Source organism: Pseudobutyrivibrio sp. C4, from assembly GCF_900111635.1.
In the GTDB taxonomy this organism is placed as follows: domain Bacteria; phylum Bacillota; class Clostridia; order Lachnospirales; family Lachnospiraceae; genus Pseudobutyrivibrio; species Pseudobutyrivibrio ruminis.
The window spans coordinates 136,202-154,078 of record NZ_FOHF01000001.1 but is presented as its reverse complement, the minus strand read 5'-3'; the positions used below and the strand labels follow the sequence as shown (position 1 = coordinate 154,078).

The following is a 17,877-nucleotide window of genomic DNA, read 5'->3' as shown; positions in this document are numbered from 1 at the left end:
GTCTGCCCGAGCTCCACAGACCACTCGCTACGCGAGTAAGGAAGGATTGTAATCGGCTTCGCCGATGGATATATAAAATATTTATCATTCCTTTGCCAAAAGTTTAAGGCCTGCAATTCCAACTACAATAAGAATAACACATATGGCCTGTGGAACCGACAGTTTTTCATGAAAAAGAAATACGATTAAAAAAGCCATAACTCAAGAATGAGTCATGACTTTATCTTTCAATATTTATATTCAAAAAGATTCCAATCTGCAACAATCTTTATCCCTTTATCAATAACCTCATCGTATGACACATCTTCGTACAAAAGTTTCTTGGTAATATCATTATAATCTCTCTCATAGAAACGGGTAGTTATAATATCCTGAAGCATTTTGGGGTATATTGTATTGTATCTTTCTCAACCATTTGTGATGTTCTATTTGTTTCCCTGGCAACTGTCTCGATTATCTCTCGCCATTCTTCTTTGTAGTCTTTATACCAGCTCACCCATTAAGCCTCCGTTGTAAATATTTTTATATACCTTATCCGGATAGTATGAAATATATTTTTTTACTTGATCAAAATCCAAGTTAATACTCTTAACAAATTTAAGAAGCTTTTTTCTATATTCCTCTCCAGAAATTTCACTATATTTGTCAATAAACGTCATCAAATCAAGAAACTGCAACGCTGCCTTATTTGTCTCATCTATCTCCGCAACAGGCTTATAGATAACAACTTTATTTCCATCTATATCTATCTTACGTTGCTTTGTTGTTGCATCATTACTACAAACTTCAATAACAGCTGCATTCTGTGTTGTAAAACCATATTTATTAGCTAATTGCAACCCTGTGATATATCCAGAAACACTCCCCTTACTACTTAGATATTTCTTTTCAATGAATTTATCGACAGATATCTTACCTTTAGTCCCCAGAATTGTAACGTAGGAACGATAATAAACGCCATTGTAAAGACGTTCAAGCTTCCCCTCATCTACCAACTTTTTCATCTCTTGTCGAAGGTAATCCTTTGAATTTGCTGGTAGTTCATCAAGGAAAATAGGATCTCCTGTTTTGTAATTTTCAAGTATGTAATCATATATCATAATACCACCTCACATATTTGAAATATTTCTTTTCAAGTTTATAATACAATCATCTCACCTATTTTTCAAGTCTATTACATTCCCCTCAGATCTTGCTTCTATTTCATTCATACCATTCCTAGCAGGCCCTTCCAGGGCCAGGTCTGCCCGAGCTCCACAGACCACTCGCTATCGCGAGCAAGGAATGATAAAGATCGGCTGCGCCGATGGAACTCTATAAAAATAGCTGCCTTTTCGGCAGCCATTGTAGGGAGAAATGATATAAAAAAGTTATTTATGATCGCTCTTGCGATGGTTGTTATATTAATCTCCAATTGCGTTTATATATTGGAAATAATGTGAAATTTAAATGAATTCTGGACTCTTCTATACATCCAAATGCTGCCTACTCCCAAACCCATCCTTTTTCAACTCAGAATCCAGATAGTCAAATGAAGATGGCTCAACCTTAATCAAATTCATAGGCTGGGGCAATTTCTTCATAACCTCCACAGGAATCTTCTTGTGCTCCATCAGCTTCAGATACTCATCCGAAAAAGGCTCCACCATAGACGCAACTCCCTGCACCTGCAAACTTTTCAACTGGCCAAAACCACCGTAAGGTTCAAAAATGGCAATGCCCACATTCTTATTCTCCTTCAGCCCTCTGAACTTCAAGCCGCCCTCAGAGAAAAAGTAAAAGTTTCCATCCACATAGTTATATTCAATAGGTGTGTTGCGCACACAATCCCTAGAAGCCGTAGCCAGCGCACATGTATTATAAGCACCGATAAAAGCTTCAATCTTTTCTTTTAATGCTACTGGCTCCATATGAACAGAGTCCGCATCCTTCTTTTCCCAATGTGATGCTGCCGCATCGTAATCCATCTCCCACATTTTATATTCCCCCTACTCATGACATTTTAAGTCTCTATTTTTTCACTACATTTATAGTAGTTCTACTCCCACTTCTTCCACACATCAGGCTGATAGCCAAGTGTAGACTGCTTTCCATTTCTTACAACTGGAGTCTTGATAATCTGCTGAGACTCTAGTAGCTTCTCCAGCTTGTCCTCATCTGCAATATGCTGAAACAAAGCAACAGCATCCTGGTCCTTCGCATTTACGTTAACCATATTTGCGATACCACCATTAGCAGAAGCAACAGATGTAAGCTCCCCCTTGCTCATGCCCTTCTCACGCATATCGATAAACTGATACTTGATGCCACGCTCTTTGAAAAAGCGCTCTGCTTTCTTTGTATCGTTGCACTTCTTAGTGCCAAAGATTTGTATGTTCATAAAAATATTATCCGTCCTAGTTTTTATTATTGTACCATTCCTAGCAGGCCCTTCCAGGGCCAGGTCTGCCCGAGCTCCACAGACCACTCGCTGCGCGAGCAAGGAAGGATTGTAATCGGCTTCGCCGATGGAACTCTATAATAGGCCATTTTTCTTATTTATCTCTTTTGTAATATGAAAAGCTATGACATTTTTACATAAACGCATACCTTTCGCCCAAACAGCAAAATATAAGACCACTAGTTCAAATAGAACATATACGCACGTCCACCAATTTCTATAAATAGACGTAGCATTAAAAATAATAGTTCCCAATAATAAAAACCATGTAGTTATTAACAAATCTCTACTAATTACATAATCCTTTTTTGATATAAGTATTTTTGTTTCACAATCATATAATGAAAATATTCTGAACCATTCAATTCTAGATATTCTATTTCTTTCTTCTTCTGTAGGACACTCATTAAGTTTTTTCAGAATATCTCCACATATCTCTTCTACATCGCTATATTTAAAACGATCATCATCATCCTTTTCTTTCAGTCTGCTAAATATAATTGCTGAAGGTTTTTTCGTTTTAAAAGGAAAGCAGATTTTCCATTTTAATTGACTTGGAATAGCTGAATCCAAAACATAAATAAAAATATAAACAACAAAAGAAATGAGTGAAGCATAACATATCTTATCTATATTTTCCCATAAATTAAAATCTTTCAAAAATGCTATTTTTTTATATTCATATAGTTTTATAAATATCATCACTAGTACATTTGCGATAACATAATATGTCAATTCGGCTTTACGATATCCTTTTATATTACTACTTTTCATTATTAATTCTCCCTTTCAACTAGTTTTTTTATAAATTTAATAACCTGCTGGTAATTCGGCCCATGAATTATCCTTTCTAATTTTTGGATTCTTCTTTGCCTCTCTCAGTAAATCTATATCTATTTCTCCTACAAGAATAGTAGCATTTTCTCCACCTTTTACTCTTATAATATCTCTATTATACTTGTGTGCTGGTACTACAATTCTACTATCTCCATACTTTGACATGTTTGCCTGTACACAATAACAATACATATCTCTGCTAAGAGATTCCATTATGTTACTGAAATATGTAATATCTTTGTTCCACTCAATACCAAAAAGTACTTCTAAGTTTTTAATAAATTCTGATCGATAATTTATATTTGTCAATTCATAACAGCAATAAATAGCAAAATTAAAGTTTTTCCAATTATACATATAATTCTTATTGGCTGGTGGTATATTTAAATGATGCTTATTAATAGTTTTCTCTTCGTCTGGAGAATAATATTTTTTTTGCCTAAAAAGAGGAATTACTTGTGTTGCCCCTCCTATTCTAATTGGTACAAGTGCACATGTTAAATTCCATATATTCTTTGCTTGTTTAATATGTTCAACACCACAAATAATCATCATATTATTGCTATTTGAATATTTGTATAACTTAAATAGTCCCCGTAGTGGAACATAAGCTTCTGGTAAGACAAGTACATCAGCTTTATTCTTTACAGCCGACTCTGTTAAATACTTAATTTCCTCAACTCTATCATTTCCAGCGCCACTTTTTCCATCAATAATACTGTTAATATCATTTTCATTCATTCTAACGTTAGCTACCGCTATTCTGACATGATTACGATTATTATGTTCTTCAAAGCCACCAATGTCATTTGGATTATAATCATCAAATGTATTAAGACTATTAAAAATTATACTATCATCCTCTCTCTTAATATATTCGCTTAACTCATCACCATATATATTTGAAGAATTCAATCTGTATTCATCAATGAGTCTTTCAAGATATTGTGGTGTATCAATTAGTGAATCCCAAAACATATTGGCAAAATACAATTGCTCTATTAATATAGAAAACCCTATTTCAAATGCCGAAAAGTGATATGGCCAATAATTATAAGTATATGGTTGTTTTTTTATTTTTTCACTCTTCAACATATCTAAATCTGTGATATTTATAGTTTGTGGAGAATCTTCGAAATTAACAATTCTCGTTATTAATCTCATATTTATCGGAAGTAAATCCTTATCGTTCATTTTTGATTGAATATACTTATATCTCAATTCTATAGCATAATCAGATGAAAACGGTAATGTACTATCTCCTCTAATAATATCAATGATTCTTTTGAGAATTATCTTTATTTCTTGTCCCCATACCAAAGAAAAGCTTCTAATGACACATGATATATAATAATATCGCAAAGTATGATCCACATCGAAAATAGAATCCCCATTTAAATATTCATATACCTTAACCTTATTAGAAAATTCATCCATTTGGTTAAGTGTATCATTTATATTATTTGTAAACGTTACTACATCTTCAAACTGCTCGTTAATAATATAATAATCAAGCACACGTTCCCACAATTTATAATTTTCTATTAAAACTTTACTATCAAATATTTTTTCTAATTCCTCAACAAAATTTCCAACCTCAGTTTCATCATAAAACGGAGACATTTCTATTTGTTCGTTTATCTGTTTGTTGATTATTTTATAATCTATTTTCGATTTACCAAAAATAGGGTTATTATTACATTTATGGTATTCCCCTAAACTGTCTTTCGTAATGTAAGCTTCTAACTCATCATTATAGTCATTTTGAATATAATCACCTGAAATAAATATCATATCTCTTTTAAATTTTTCCAGGTATTCTTCTCCCCTATTGTGATCAAAATAATATACTAAAAATTTATCTCGTTGAAACTGTAGATGTTTTTCGCCATAAATATATATGTCTTTATCATCTAGTTCTATTACATTATTATCGTTCAACTCCTTAAGTACAAATTTTGAAATAATATCTGTTCCTTTATTCTTTATTGCATCTTTAATAGAGTCATTATCAACTTTTTTTACCCAAAAAATATCATCAACATATCTTCCATAGTATTCTGTTCCAGATATATTACATATTCTATTGTCTAAATCCATTAAATATACATTAGCTAATACTTCAGATGGATAAAAACCTAATGGTAAAATAAGACGACCATATTTACATTTACTGCTATACATATCAATAATGTTATATACAATCCTATTAATACGCTTAGCAGACATACTCAAGCCTTCATTATGCGTTAGCATTAAATACTTATTTATATCTAATTCGATATTATAATAAAATCTTTTTAAATCTAACTTTGTGATAATAACATCATTTCCTTTATTTATAATTTCATTAGCTTTTCTTATCGCATCATCAGACCATGCGTTGTATTGATTCTTATAAAACTTAAAAACATTTATATCGGAATTAGTACCATCTTCTATTCTATTCCCATATATGGATTTTCCTAAGTTTTTATCTAAATTAGTCCCTATATACATACACCAAAGAACGCCAATTAAGTATCCCTCAATACTCATGTTTATAAAAGTATTGTAACTATCTATGGTACAAGAAGAACTATGAATGTTAGAGAAAACACAAGGAAACCCTTCATCATTCTCGCTATCTTTATATTTAACTTGTTTAGGAAAGGTTAACACCTCTATAGAATCTAATATTCTTTTGTTTAATTCATCAAATTCCTGACCATCTTGAATTACTTCTGCAATATCTTCCAATTTTTTTTCTAAATTTTTACCTTCATATTCAGCAATTTTTGTACGTACAAAAGCTAGTGAATTATCATAATAAACACTTCCTTTTAATTTACGATACGCTTCATATACATTAATATTATCCATAATTTCTTTTTATTAAAAACCTCCCATACTAATTTTATTATATCGATTGTTAACTCACTTTTTTCGATTACTATTTTTTCTTATTCATAAAATAACTATTATATTTTACTATAAGAAAGACAAACTCATCAATCCGTATATGCGATAAAAAAAGAGATTGAAAATTTTTCAATTCTTCAATCTCACACATCCTCTTTTATTGTATTAAACTCTTAATCAATATATACTTTAATTAAATGGTATATCAGGATCATCCTCATCAGGCAAATAGCTCTTTTGATAGTAATCAGGCCACTCATCAGGAATCATCGGAATATTATCCGAGTATCTAAAATTGGCTGGCATAACCGTTTTCTCAAGTATTTCAGCAGAATATATTGTATCTAGATCTGGGTATACAGCGCGCAATTCCCTTGAAGTGTGACATTGTATAAACTCATTTACTTCATCCACATTATCAGCCTCAAGTACATATTCAACAACCTCAACCTGTCTAATTTTATATCTCATAAACACCTCTAAACTATCTAATCATTGTTTTCTTCATGATACTACCTCCAGGAAATACTCCTTACACAATTGGTTGTTTCTTTGTAAGTATAGAATATCAAATCCTGTGGCGGTTTATCGGACAGCTCGGAGTCTTGATTTTAATCCTTAAGATAAAAGCCTTCATACTCATCATATTTAATAAGACCACCCTGCCGTTTAGCAACATCAAGTAAAGCTGCTCTAGAAACTGAATCTTCCAATTCATTAAAATCTGAAAGAGTAAATATTTCTTTACAAGTCCTTACAGCCTCAGATAGAACTGCTTTTGACACACTTCCATCAAAATCATATATTTCACTTATAGTCAGAGTTTTACCTGATTCCAAGTATGATTTTAGTGATTTAGACAACGTCTTTTCTGTTACGTATCCATCCAAGGCAAACATCTCATCTGTTGAAAAAACATACCCCCTTTTTAATAGTCCCTCAGCAAATTCAGATGCAAGTGACTCTGAATAATAGGACATGAATTCCATTAGTTCGTCCACACCAAAATCTAAATGGTTATCCAATGCGTACTTACTAACTTTGCAAAATACTGCTTCCGATGACTCTCCTTCAAATGAATATAAATCTTCTTTCGTAATAGGCAGATTCAGATTTATCCATTCTATGGCAATCTTATCAATAAATTTTTCGTCCACCTCTCCATAGAAGTATTCAAAATCCTTAAAATGTAAATCACCACCATGTGCTAATGTCTTTTTAGTGAGTGCCAGAATTAACTCATCATCATATATTCCTGCTAAAGATGCAATTTGTTTTAAAGTAAAAATGATACCTGACACAGAAGATCTCTCTAAGATTATTTTTCCTGCTTCTTTGTACCAACTAATTTCAGCAAATTCTATTATCTCATCAGGATGTTCAAATCTCACCATTTCGCGTGCGTATTTTGGGTATGTATTTTCATCCAAATGAGTATAATGATCATAGAAAAAATGCCAATTCATTGGCTTAGGAATAATCTTCTTTTCACGGTTTATATAATATCTATCAGGATAGTATTCTTTTTCCAGCTTACTTTCGTCAACAGCATACCTTCCATACTGTACAATTCCAGTTCCTACAACCTGATTTATAAAGGCAGAACTATCCTCTACCTCATCGTCATAATCGTCATCGTCTTCCTCATCCCAATCCTCGTCTTCGTCATCGTCTTCATCGTCGTCCCAATCATCGTTGTCTTCATCTTCTTCATCCCAGTCTTCATCTTCGTCGAATATTTCATCGAAAGTATCAACATCATGAAGAAAACATTCCTGCGCATCAAGTTCATTAGGGTCTAAAACTCCGTCACGATTAAAATCAAACATTCTGTCCGAACCGCCACGTATTGGTCTATCAAGTAATCCCATAATCGACCTCCTTAATGATTACCATATCTTTCATTATATTACCTGATTTATACTTGCCCTAATTTATAAAACAAAACAAATATCAATTCTCTAAATGCTTAAATGCACCTCTAATATCTTTTACATAATTAGGATCATAATTTTTATTAATGTAATAGGCATACTGTCCACAAATATAAACCATTAAAATTCTTTCTTCACCACTCGAATACCTAATAACCAATGCTTTTTTTATTCTTGATTTAGGAAGTTCTGATTTAGTATTGCATTCGACTAATTTTAATGTATCACGTTCTTCCTTTGTAATGATAGGATGCTTTGTTTTACGACTAACAATGCTATCCTTAGATATGTATATAATATCTACATGAGTCTCATGAGCATAGTTTGCATAATCAGTCTTTATTCGCTGATATTGACTTGTTACCTTTTTATTTTCATTGATAATAAGGGATTTTTTAGTATTATTTTTTTGAGATTTACCATCAGTAGAACTATCTCTGGCAGCCTTTTTTCTAATCCAAGCATTATATTGCCTTTCCTTTTCTTCACAATAAGATACTTTTGTATTGAGCAAAAATTCACCACAGTATTTCCAAGAATCATAACCGTCTACTGGTAAATATCTAGGAGACTTTCCACATGACTTATCCGCCACATCATAGAAATCACAATCGCTGCAGCTTAACTTCTTTTTTTCTTTAGGTAAATGCTCAATAGAAAACCCTTTTTCATATCCCCAAGCCATATATTCACCTCAATTACATATCATCCAAATAATTCTCATAGCAAATGATAACAAACTAATGTGACTAATCTTTTAATAAATAGAAAAGAGGATGCCATAATAGCATCCTCACCACACTTTCAAACAGAGACACCCTTTCCCATTGCAATTTCAAATACTGTAAGTCATTGAAATTGCTCTATGCACAAAATAAGCATTAAAATCATCTTTTTAGAAAAATTTCTATCCTCTATTACTAAAGCCTCATATATATTTTTTATTTATCTCTTATTATTATTGATTAAAATCTACGTCTTCTAGAGCGCCTAGTAACAATCGGCATACGAACAGCGAGTTGCTTTTGCTTATAAGTTACTTTGGGAATAGCCATTGTATTTTCAAGATGATAGTCTTCACCTAGCAATTCTTTCCAAGGTGATTCTTTAAGCCAGTAATCCTCTGAAATAAAGAATTCATTTACATTCATATTTTCGTCCAATTTAATTGGATGAACCGATAATTTGATGTTTTGAAACTCAATATCTTTTTCTACAATTCTATGTACTATATCATCTTCTCCGTAATCAATACACACACTATAATCAGCAAGTGTATCAATTCTTTTTATACATGGAGTCACAAGATTTAAAACTTTACGATCATTCCATCTAAACCGATAGTCTTTAAGTGGATCCATTTCATTGGCAATAGGTATTTTCTTTAGTTTTCCGTATTCCTTGTCCTTTTTACTCTCATCAAAAATCCATACAATACGTCTTCCAGCCTGTGTATGAAACATTGTACGTCCGCTAAAGTCTTCTTTGCTTATAGGGCTATGCTGAAATTCAATTATAGTATTGCATGAAGGCAGATAAATATCTGCAATATATTTTACTTTCCCATTTTCATCATTAAAACGAACTTCTCTTGTTTCTTTTGGAAAAAGCGATTGCATATGTATGTGCCAAGGACATTTACTATCTTTATCTGTTCCATATGTACATTCAGAATCTGGTCTATGGGAAAAATGGGGCTTTTTGATTTTTCCCATCTTATGACTCAATGGTTCTCCACATACCTGGCAAAAGCATTTTGTATATCTAATTGGTGAATCAGCATAAATGCGCTGTCCATTGTCATTAAGAGCTACCTGCATAAAAAATCCTCCACAAATACAATTGTTTATATATGCTAATTTATATCATTAACTATATTTCATCAGGCTTTAAATAATGACCACACTCACAGCGAATATACAAACCATATTGACTTACTCCTGGATAAATATTAGTCCTATGCTCTGGACAAGTAATGCCATAATGATTAATATATGCTTCCACCTCATCTTTTTGCAATAAAGCTGTCTCCTTGCAAGTATCAGACGTACATCGTAAAAAGCATTTGCCGCTTCTACCTCTTACCACCATCATCGGTTTTCTACATTTTGGACAGCGTTTGGTTTCACGTATATACTTATCTAATCCATAAGCTTCTGTGCCATCGCTATCATCAATGTTTTTACCAGTATCACCTTTAGTACCTAAAGGCCGTTTACGACCATCTACTTCAACTATATCAAGGTCTGCAAACATACTAATTAAGCCAATAGTATGTTCTCCTCTTATTCTGTAAATAGTACTACAAACTGTTATAAACCCTGAATTTCCATCAGTAAACCTTCCGCGTGATATAGGCAAGCCATACCAGATTTCTTTATCATCAATCATAATGAGCGGAAATACTGCATTTTCTGATAATACAGAGATTTCCTTCCACTTAGAAGGCAAACTTTTATAATCAGCAGTTTTGCATACAATTTGAATACGATTAGCCTTTGTTTTCGATTTAATAAGAGTGATAAAATCTGATTCTGTAGATTCATCAAGTACTCCATCAGGTATTGATATTAGAACTCTATGTTTAGCTCTTTCTAAATCTTTTGAAAAAATAGCAATAGCTTCATCATAATCTTGATAGTTTACTATGTTTTTTGTACTAGGTAGCTTCTCTATATAATCCTGAAGAGTATGGTTCTTTGTGGATACCACATTTCCTTGAGTACTTACATAAGATATAAGCTTAGTAACAATGTGATTTATGTTATTAATCTTCTTATTCCAGAATCGAGAATTGCCTACAACAATAAGTTTTCCTTTAGCTCTTGTAACTGCTACGTTAACAAGACGAAGAACAGAATCCATATCCTTACCCATTAAAAAACCAATTTTAGGAGATGGATAGCTCTCTACAGCATCAAAAATAATTACATCTCTTTCCGAACCTTGGAACTGGTGAACTGTAGAACATGCAATTTCGTACTTATCATCTATTTCTCTAAGCTTATCTCGTTTATCAAGTTCTGATATAGCTTTAATTTTCTTCTTTTCAAGCTCTATTTGGTCCTGAATCATTGCTCTTATCAAGCGACTTTGTGCAGAATAAGGTGTAATAATACCTATTGAATCTTGACCAGATTCTTTACCGTATACAGCTGTTAAATAAGTGATAATAGCACTTACTATATTGAACCTGGAGTTATCACTATTTTTCATTGCAGCGCAATATGAGCCTGTCAAATCCAGCATATTTATAGCTTCACCTTTAAACGGAGCTTTATCGGCTATTGCCTGTTTTGCTTTAACACTTTCGTGGTCCGCCAGTAAATTACTGTATACATATTTATTGGAAAAAGCCGAAATAGACGAATGCATTCTTCTTTGCTCGTAAAGCATAACCATCCAAGGATGTGCATAGTTTTTTCCAGCCTTATTGATCTTCAAATGAGCAAAAATATCTTTGTTCAAAGAGCTTTCTGAACTAGATTGAACTATCGGAGAAAGTTGTCTAAAGTCTCCTACAAGTATTACTTTTTCGGTTGCAAACATAGCAGCACAAATCACTTGAGGAACATAAGCCATACTTACCTCATCAAACAATACATAGTCAAATCTTATATCATCAAATAGCTTATCTATCGAAACCTTAGATATTGTAGTGGCAACTATTTGTGCTTTTTCTGTATATAGCTTTTCTGAATCACGAATTTGATTTCTTATATATTTTAGTTTTCTCTCAATTTCGACACGTTTATATGCATTATTGCCTTCTCTACTATCAAGTAAGTCCTTTTCTTTTCTAAGCTTAAACTCCTGTGCTTTTAAATCAGGATGATGCATCATTGCATAATTGTATGCAACAGTATACTCATCTTTAGAGAGAATCTCGTCACGTACATATCCGTATCTTAAAACTTTGCCTTCAGCAAGTTTTTCATCCAAATGAATGTCTCTCATTATAGAAGCAGTCTGCTTAACAATTCCATCTACAGAAACATTACTATGGGATACTACCAGTACACGTTTGTTATTCAAAATAGCATGAATAGCAATTTGCGCCATTGTATAAGTTTTACCAGTACCAGGTGGTCCCCAAAGAACAGTAATATCATTATTGATGACATGCTCTACGGCTTCATCCTGTCCTCTTGGAACTGTTGAAAGCGGTTCTTCGGTAGAAATTTTCGGCCCTTCTACAAGCAATTTCATTGCTAATTGATGCTTTTGAGGTGATAGCGTAAAAATCTTTGTATTAAGAGCACTTAGTAATTTCCATGGATCTACACTTATAAAAGCCTGTCCTATACTTGCGCCAATGTTCTTATCAATATTTATCATTATCTGGAAGCCTTCACACAAAAGAACACTTCCAGTGTATTTATTAGTTCCTACTATCAATGTTAATGGAGAATCATCGGGTAGATGAAGCTCATATTCAACGTCAAAACTGTAGGTATAAATTTCATTTTTGTTGGCTATAAACTTACCATTTGTAGCACGATATTTTCTTCCCCCAGCTCGCTTCAGAAATGCTACTTCCTTCCATAAGTCAGATGTGTATTCATCTATCTCTTTTACCCCAAATTTTTTGTATGTATTGTCCCCTACTGCTGAGCCAGTATAAGAATTAACATCTGAATACTTACCAGCATTACCTTCTATAGATACTCTTATAGATTTATTTACATTATTATCAAAATAACCCATTATTTATACTCTTTCCCTACAACGCAAAGTACACAGCATTCTATTCTGATTTATATGATATCCAACCATATTTTTCCCCAAGAATATTCAATCTTTCATCAATATAATCCTTAGCTTCTGGAGATAAAAACAGCATAGCCCTTTGTCCATGTGATTTTGCTACTCTTTCAAGTGGGTATTTATCTGGATTTTCCCTTGTATGCATGTATGTCTTATATCCTAGAGCATTTACTACCTCACGAAGAGGAATTCCGCAGTTCACAGGTGCATTTATAATCTTAGCTTCTGATATAACACAATAGATTGGATAATCTTTTAGCCATTGATTTTGATTAATCCACTCCTTTTTTCTTGCATCATTACTAGACTTAAACGCTCTAAAGAAGCCTTTTCCTACTATTATAGGACATCCTTTGCCGTTCTTATCATAAGTATGTACGCAAAAGAAAGTTTCATCACCTTCTTCAACGGTTTTAGCACTTTTTAAACTTGCTTCGGAAAAATTAGAAATATATATCAGCTTCCCTTCATCATAAAAGGCTTCCATGTCCATAGGTTTGTTGCCATCAGCTCTATTTTTAGAAGATGCTGAGAATTTTAATATTATATTTCTCAACCCCTTGTAAGATATTACAGATGTATCTCCACCTAACGCTGAATAAACTGGATCTGATTGCCTCTCTAATACGCTATTCTGTATCTCTTTAAAAGCAACATTTAAATCGTTTCTAATTCTTTCAGTCTTTTTATTAAGAGTTGCACCTCTAACAATTCCTGTGATAAGCGTGTCTCCATCTAATTTAGATTTAGAAGCTTTTTTCTCTTGATATCGAATCTTATAATCATCAATCATTTCTTGAGTTATAATACCTTCCTCGGCATCTGAAACTTTTGTTACTATATCTTCATAATACTCAAGCAGATTATCAACTGCCGGTTCTTTCTTAAAATGAATCGATAATTCGATATTATGAGCTAAGCCACTTTCTGTAAAATTTGCGCTTCCGACAATCGCATCCTCATAATCAAATAAATATAATTTTGTATGAAGGCCTACCAATGCATATAGCTTAACTCCTGCATTTAACATGTTTTGTAAACCGTTAAGGCTATTAGAACCATCAAGAAAATCTTGCAAATAAAATCTTGTAATAAATGAGCAGTTTATTCCATTGTTGGCTGCTTCGCACAATAACTCAGCTGTTTTTATCGATAAATAAGGACTTATTATCTTAATTTCTTCTTTCGCATTCTTAAAAAGTAAACTTATAGTGTCTAGATGTTCATCAGTCACTATTTCTATCATTATAATTCCTCCAAGTACATAATGTCTTTACCATGTGCTTTTGCATATTCTATCTCTGAGCGTGTACTATCCCCAATATAACCACCAACATTGATTACAAAGATGCAATCAGCCATATCAATCTTACGCTTATGCATATCATCAAGCATTTCCTTAGTTTTGGTAAGGGTTCCTTCATCCATATTCTCCCAAACTTCAGAATCTCCAGAATGCCCAAAGAGGCCAACACTGATAACAATGTTGCCCTCTAAAGTAAGCTGTTTCTGTACTTTCATAAATTCATCTTTAAAACGTGTGCTTCCACATAATGTAATTATCGGATAATCCCCACTCATCCAAATACCTTCCTATTATGAATAGACTGCATCATCAAAAGTATGCTCTACGTATGCTTTCCATTCCCTTATTGACTTTTCCTCCGCCCATGACTCTGAATAAACATATTTCATTATTAATTTAGCCAACATTTGATGTAATGTTCTTAAATCATCGCGTTCTTCAGATTGAAAAATGTTTCCGGCATGGACAAAGTCGTTTCGCAATTCGTATTTATCTCTTATCATCACACCCAGATCTTTTTGTGAAATTCCAGATATTTCAACCAATCTTGGCCAAATAATAGATAATCTTAACTTCTTTTCGTTTCTTCCTTCAGTCAGCAGTGATTCTGCTGCAGAGAATAAAAGCATATATGACAATGTTGTATCTTTATAATTCTCTTCTTGTTCCAGTGATTTTTCAAAAAGCTCCAAAGCATTTACAAACTTATTGTGCAACTCATCATAATTCTTATCCCAGATAAACACATCAACTAACTTTTCAAAAAGGACCTGTAAATTATTATCCTTTAAAAAGTCCAATGAATACTTAAAATTAATTAAATTCCGCCAATTACCGTGCCCATATTGCCAACTCTCTTCACCAATAATAGCTACATGATAATTATCCTTATACCAATTGGTGGTCATCTCAAAAATATCTTTATCTGTCTCATCATAATAGACTATTAGTTTTAGAATTTTAAAAATTAGTTTTGATATATATGCTGCATTTAAGTAAACATTATCATGAATATTCTCAACTTTCATTACTAGCATTGGATACTTCATAAAGTCTTTCGAGCGACTTTTCTTTGTATGTTCTATAAACATTTTGATATCAAACTCATTATATCCTGTTATTCCTACAATTTTACTGAGTTTAACTTCTTCATCCCCAATTATGAAATTATAATTTCCAAAACTTATATCTTCCTCTAATCTACCGCCATTAAAAGGTATGAGTAAATAATGTCTTTTTTTATTTAACTCTAATGTCTGTATAATATTCTCGATTAATTGTGAACCTCTATCTGGCTCAATACCATCACATTTAGAATCATATGAAAGATAACGGTCAACACAATTAAACATTATGTCATCACAATATAGCTTGTTATCCCTTATATTTACATAAACAGCAGAAATTAGATTTCGATATACTTTATCATCCAAATCCAAAACTTCTCTGGCACTTGATTTCATGTAGTTCCATGCCTGATTATAAAAAAAATCTACATCATTCTGTTTCAATTTATTCCACCCCTAATGCTTTAAACACTGCATCCTCAGCACTGCTATACGGAATAATCTGGAATGCAGTCATCAAATCTGCAGGTATAGTTCCATAATCCACCATTGATACAGCTGGAATGAGAACCTTCTTTGCTCCTGAATCAGCACACACCTGCAATGTGCTCGCAAGATTTTCTACCTTCATCAATGTACCGCTGATACTAATATCCCCAAGTACAACAAGCGAACTTTGAACTGGTCGCTTAATGGCAATAGAGCATAATGCAATTAAGGTAGGTAAGGCCAAGTTTTTGGTCATACCAAGTCCCTGTAAGTCCTGATAATTAACTATATAATCATTATTTGACGTACTAATTGCGCCACTTATTCTGTTTCCATAGGCTTTTAAATAACTGTAGGCAGCATTAGCTTCTTCTTTACACTCTTTGTCACTACCTAGTCCAGTTCCAGTAAATTTGCCGTTACCTGGAAGCATCTGAGATTCAAGTCTGAATACACCAATCATATCTGACTTTCCATGAGATACCGTATAAACCTGACCTGGATTGCACATTCCCTCTGGAATAAGCTTTCCACCGCCCTGCTCTGGCACAGAAACATAATGTTCAGACATATCATCCATATCTATATAAGAGAAATTGACATCATAGAACTCCATGCCACCAAGCTTTTTAAGCTGCTCTTTAACACGTCTTCTCATTTCTAATGCAATCTCTAATACCTCAGTTACATCTTCTTTTGTGAAGTTTCCATCTGGATAAAGAAGCTTCAAATAACCATCAACCATTCTACGAACAGCAATGGTATCTCGCTGATTAAGATTCTTTCCAAGTCTAAAGTACTTATCTATAGCATCACCAAACTGCTCTTTTCTAAGCTCGCGAATAAAGCCAGCAAGATAATCAGTGATAAAGCCATAATCATCTGTAAAATGTTCCGGTCTAAACTTCGGAATCTCCCAACCTGGATTATAACAATGCATTCTATCGAGAAATGCTGTATCTGTTCCCATTTCAGGTGGAAATGGATCAAACAAGCTGGATGTCTTCAGAAGCACATCTACACTCTGATTGATGTTTCCTACGAATACCATTGATGCAGATGCAGCCTTCTCTTCCTTGCCCCTTGCAAAAGAACCAGACGCCATATAATCTTTCATGATTTGAATGCCATCTTTGTCTTTGAAATTGATTCCTGCAACCTCATCAAAAGCAACAACATCCCAAAGGCCAACCAATCCCATGGTTTTTCGTCCCATGTTATAAAATAGGTTCGCAACTGTAGTCTGTCCGCCAGAAACCAATATACTGTTTGGAGAAATCTCTTTATAAAGATGTGATTTACCAGTACTACGAGGTCCAAGTTCACATAAGTTAAAGTTGTTCTCTACCAATGGAAGCATTCTAGTAAGTAGCAACCACTTCTCTCTGTAAGAAAGCTCATCAGGCTCCATTCCAGTAGAACGAAGCAAGATATCAAGCCACTCATCCTTGGTAAATTCTTTTCTTCCTGCTTTCAGCTGATCCATATCAACGTTTGGCATCTGAATTGGAGTAAGCTTTGTAATAGATACCGGAGACAAATCCTTCTGCTTAGATTTCTTTGATCTAAGCTCAGCGCCATCCATATCTACAATTCCGAAGTCATCCGAGCCATCAGCACCATATTCAAGCTGAACGATACACCAGATACCTCCGCAAAGAAGTCTGTCGTACTGCTCAGGATATTCTTCTGAAATAGGAATCCTTGTAAGACCTAAATTGGAGAATGAGGCCTCATACATATCTAGCTTCATATTAAGCTCAACTGTAATCATATCAATTACTGTATGAGCCCCCTTTTGACGAAGCAAGGAAAGAACCTTCTGTGCCTCATCCGGACGCACATAGTTGTTTGACAAAATTCTTTTTACTGTCTCAACTCCACGATTTATAATTGCTTCATCGTCAGAATTACAGTACTGACCAAGCAAGTATTCCAATACATAAATTGGAACATTTGCGCCCTCCTTAATATGCTTTGTCAGATCTTTACGGACGATTTTCCCATCGAAAGTCTGTCTCAGCTTTTTATTTAATTCTTCTCTGTTGCTACCTTGAGAAGCTTCAGTATCAATCTTAGTTTCCTCCGAAGCTACATCATCAGCTTTCCTACTAAATGCGTCCATAAAACCCATTT

15 protein-coding genes are annotated in these 17,877 nt (G+C 33.5%); all 15 read right to left on the bottom strand.

Going from position 1 to position 17,877, the window contains the following annotated elements:
• Nucleotides 1–227: 227 nt before the first annotated feature.
• Entirely contained in the window at nt 228–380 is a 153-nt protein-coding gene (locus BMY66_RS13665; RefSeq protein WP_177175546.1) for a hypothetical protein, read from the bottom strand.
• A 102-nt stretch (nt 381–482) separates the two neighbouring features.
• Entirely contained in the window at nt 483–1,100 is a 618-nt protein-coding gene (locus BMY66_RS00665; protein ID WP_090393818.1) for a hypothetical protein, read from the bottom strand.
• A 366-nt stretch (nt 1,101–1,466) separates the two neighbouring features.
• Nucleotides 1,467–1,976, bottom strand: a complete 510-nt coding sequence (locus BMY66_RS00660) for a pyridoxamine 5'-phosphate oxidase family protein (protein ID WP_090393817.1) — start codon at nt 1,974–1,976, stop codon at nt 1,467–1,469.
• 62 nt (nt 1,977–2,038) lie between these two features.
• Nucleotides 2,039–2,380, bottom strand: a complete 342-nt coding sequence (locus BMY66_RS00655; protein WP_090393816.1) for an arsenate reductase family protein — start codon at nt 2,378–2,380, stop codon at nt 2,039–2,041.
• A 135-nt stretch (nt 2,381–2,515) separates the two neighbouring features.
• Nucleotides 2,516–3,214, bottom strand: a complete 699-nt coding sequence (locus BMY66_RS00650; RefSeq protein WP_090393815.1) for a hypothetical protein — start codon at nt 3,212–3,214, stop codon at nt 2,516–2,518.
• A gap of 36 nt (nt 3,215–3,250) precedes the next feature.
• Nucleotides 3,251–6,139, bottom strand: a complete 2,889-nt coding sequence (locus tag BMY66_RS00645; RefSeq protein ID WP_090393814.1) for an RNA-dependent RNA polymerase family protein — start codon at nt 6,137–6,139, stop codon at nt 3,251–3,253.
• Between the two features lie 228 nt (nt 6,140–6,367).
• On the bottom strand, nt 6,368–6,649 hold the full coding sequence (locus tag BMY66_RS00640) for a hypothetical protein (RefSeq protein ID WP_090393813.1): 282 nt from the start codon (nt 6,647–6,649) through the stop codon (nt 6,368–6,370).
• Nucleotides 6,650–6,789: 140 nt separating this feature from the next.
• Entirely contained in the window at nt 6,790–8,049 is a 1,260-nt protein-coding gene (locus BMY66_RS13660; protein WP_090393812.1) for a hypothetical protein, read from the bottom strand.
• An 82-nt stretch (nt 8,050–8,131) separates the two neighbouring features.
• Nucleotides 8,132–8,797, bottom strand: coding sequence for a hypothetical protein (locus BMY66_RS00630; RefSeq protein ID WP_090393811.1), 666 nt, complete (start codon nt 8,795–8,797; stop codon nt 8,132–8,134).
• A 280-nt stretch (nt 8,798–9,077) separates the two neighbouring features.
• Nucleotides 9,078–9,932, bottom strand: a complete 855-nt coding sequence (locus BMY66_RS00625) for a competence protein CoiA (protein WP_090393810.1) — start codon at nt 9,930–9,932, stop codon at nt 9,078–9,080.
• A 52-nt stretch (nt 9,933–9,984) separates the two neighbouring features.
• Nucleotides 9,985–12,819, bottom strand: coding sequence for an AAA domain-containing protein (locus tag BMY66_RS00620; RefSeq protein ID WP_090393809.1), 2,835 nt, complete (start codon nt 12,817–12,819; stop codon nt 9,985–9,987).
• Between the two features lie 40 nt (nt 12,820–12,859).
• Nucleotides 12,860–14,125 carry a phospholipase D family protein gene (locus tag BMY66_RS00615; protein ID WP_090393808.1) on the bottom strand — a complete coding sequence of 422 codons (1,266 nt, stop codon included), beginning with the start codon at nt 14,123–14,125 and terminating at the stop codon, nt 12,860–12,862.
• The gene (locus tag BMY66_RS00610) at nt 14,125–14,400 is read right to left on the bottom strand and encodes a hypothetical protein (protein ID WP_330387036.1); all 276 of its coding nucleotides are present in this window, start codon (nt 14,398–14,400) and stop codon (nt 14,125–14,127) included. Before BMY66_RS00610 ends, BMY66_RS00615 begins: the two co-directional genes overlap by 1 nt.
• Before the next feature lie 75 nt (nt 14,401–14,475).
• Entirely contained in the window at nt 14,476–15,696 is a 1,221-nt protein-coding gene (locus BMY66_RS00605) for a HEPN domain-containing protein (RefSeq protein ID WP_090393806.1), read from the bottom strand.
• Nucleotide 15,697: 1 nt separating this feature from the next.
• On the bottom strand, nt 15,698–17,875 hold the full coding sequence (gene brxL / locus BMY66_RS00600; RefSeq protein WP_242942663.1) for a protease Lon-related BREX system protein BrxL: 2,178 nt from the start codon (nt 17,873–17,875) through the stop codon (nt 15,698–15,700).
• Between the last annotated feature and the right edge of the window lie 2 nt (nt 17,876–17,877).

What these genes read in the sequence shown, in the direction of transcription:
- brxL (WP_242942663.1), bottom strand. Translation starts at nt 17,875, where the DNA reads ATGGGTTTTATGGACGCATTTAGTAGGAAAGCTGATGATGTAGCTTCG.
- BMY66_RS00660 (WP_090393817.1), bottom strand. Translation starts at nt 1,976, where the DNA reads ATGTGGGAGATGGATTACGATGCGGCAGCATCACATTGGGAAAAGAAG.
- BMY66_RS00665 (WP_090393818.1), bottom strand. Translation starts at nt 1,100, where the DNA reads ATGATATATGATTACATACTTGAAAATTACAAAACAGGAGATCCTATT.
- BMY66_RS00630 (WP_090393811.1), bottom strand. Translation starts at nt 8,797, where the DNA reads ATGGCTTGGGGATATGAAAAAGGGTTTTCTATTGAGCATTTACCTAAA.
- BMY66_RS13660 (WP_090393812.1), bottom strand. Translation starts at nt 8,049, where the DNA reads ATGGGATTACTTGATAGACCAATACGTGGCGGTTCGGACAGAATGTTT.
- BMY66_RS00655 (WP_090393816.1), bottom strand. Translation starts at nt 2,380, where the DNA reads ATGAACATACAAATCTTTGGCACTAAGAAGTGCAACGATACAAAGAAA.
- BMY66_RS00610 (WP_330387036.1), bottom strand. Translation starts at nt 14,400, where the DNA reads ATGAAAGTACAGAAACAGCTTACTTTAGAGGGCAACATTGTTATCAGT.
- BMY66_RS00625 (WP_090393810.1), bottom strand. Translation starts at nt 9,932, where the DNA reads ATGCAGGTAGCTCTTAATGACAATGGACAGCGCATTTATGCTGATTCA.
- BMY66_RS13665 (WP_177175546.1), bottom strand. Translation starts at nt 380, where the DNA reads ATGCTTCAGGATATTATAACTACCCGTTTCTATGAGAGAGATTATAAT.
- BMY66_RS00645 (WP_090393814.1), bottom strand. Translation starts at nt 6,139, where the DNA reads ATGGATAATATTAATGTATATGAAGCGTATCGTAAATTAAAAGGAAGT.
- BMY66_RS00640 (WP_090393813.1), bottom strand. Translation starts at nt 6,649, where the DNA reads ATGAGATATAAAATTAGACAGGTTGAGGTTGTTGAATATGTACTTGAG.
- BMY66_RS00615 (WP_090393808.1), bottom strand. Translation starts at nt 14,125, where the DNA reads ATGATAGAAATAGTGACTGATGAACATCTAGACACTATAAGTTTACTT.
- BMY66_RS00620 (WP_090393809.1), bottom strand. Translation starts at nt 12,819, where the DNA reads ATGGGTTATTTTGATAATAATGTAAATAAATCTATAAGAGTATCTATA.
- BMY66_RS00650 (WP_090393815.1), bottom strand. Translation starts at nt 3,214, where the DNA reads ATGAAAAGTAGTAATATAAAAGGATATCGTAAAGCCGAATTGACATAT.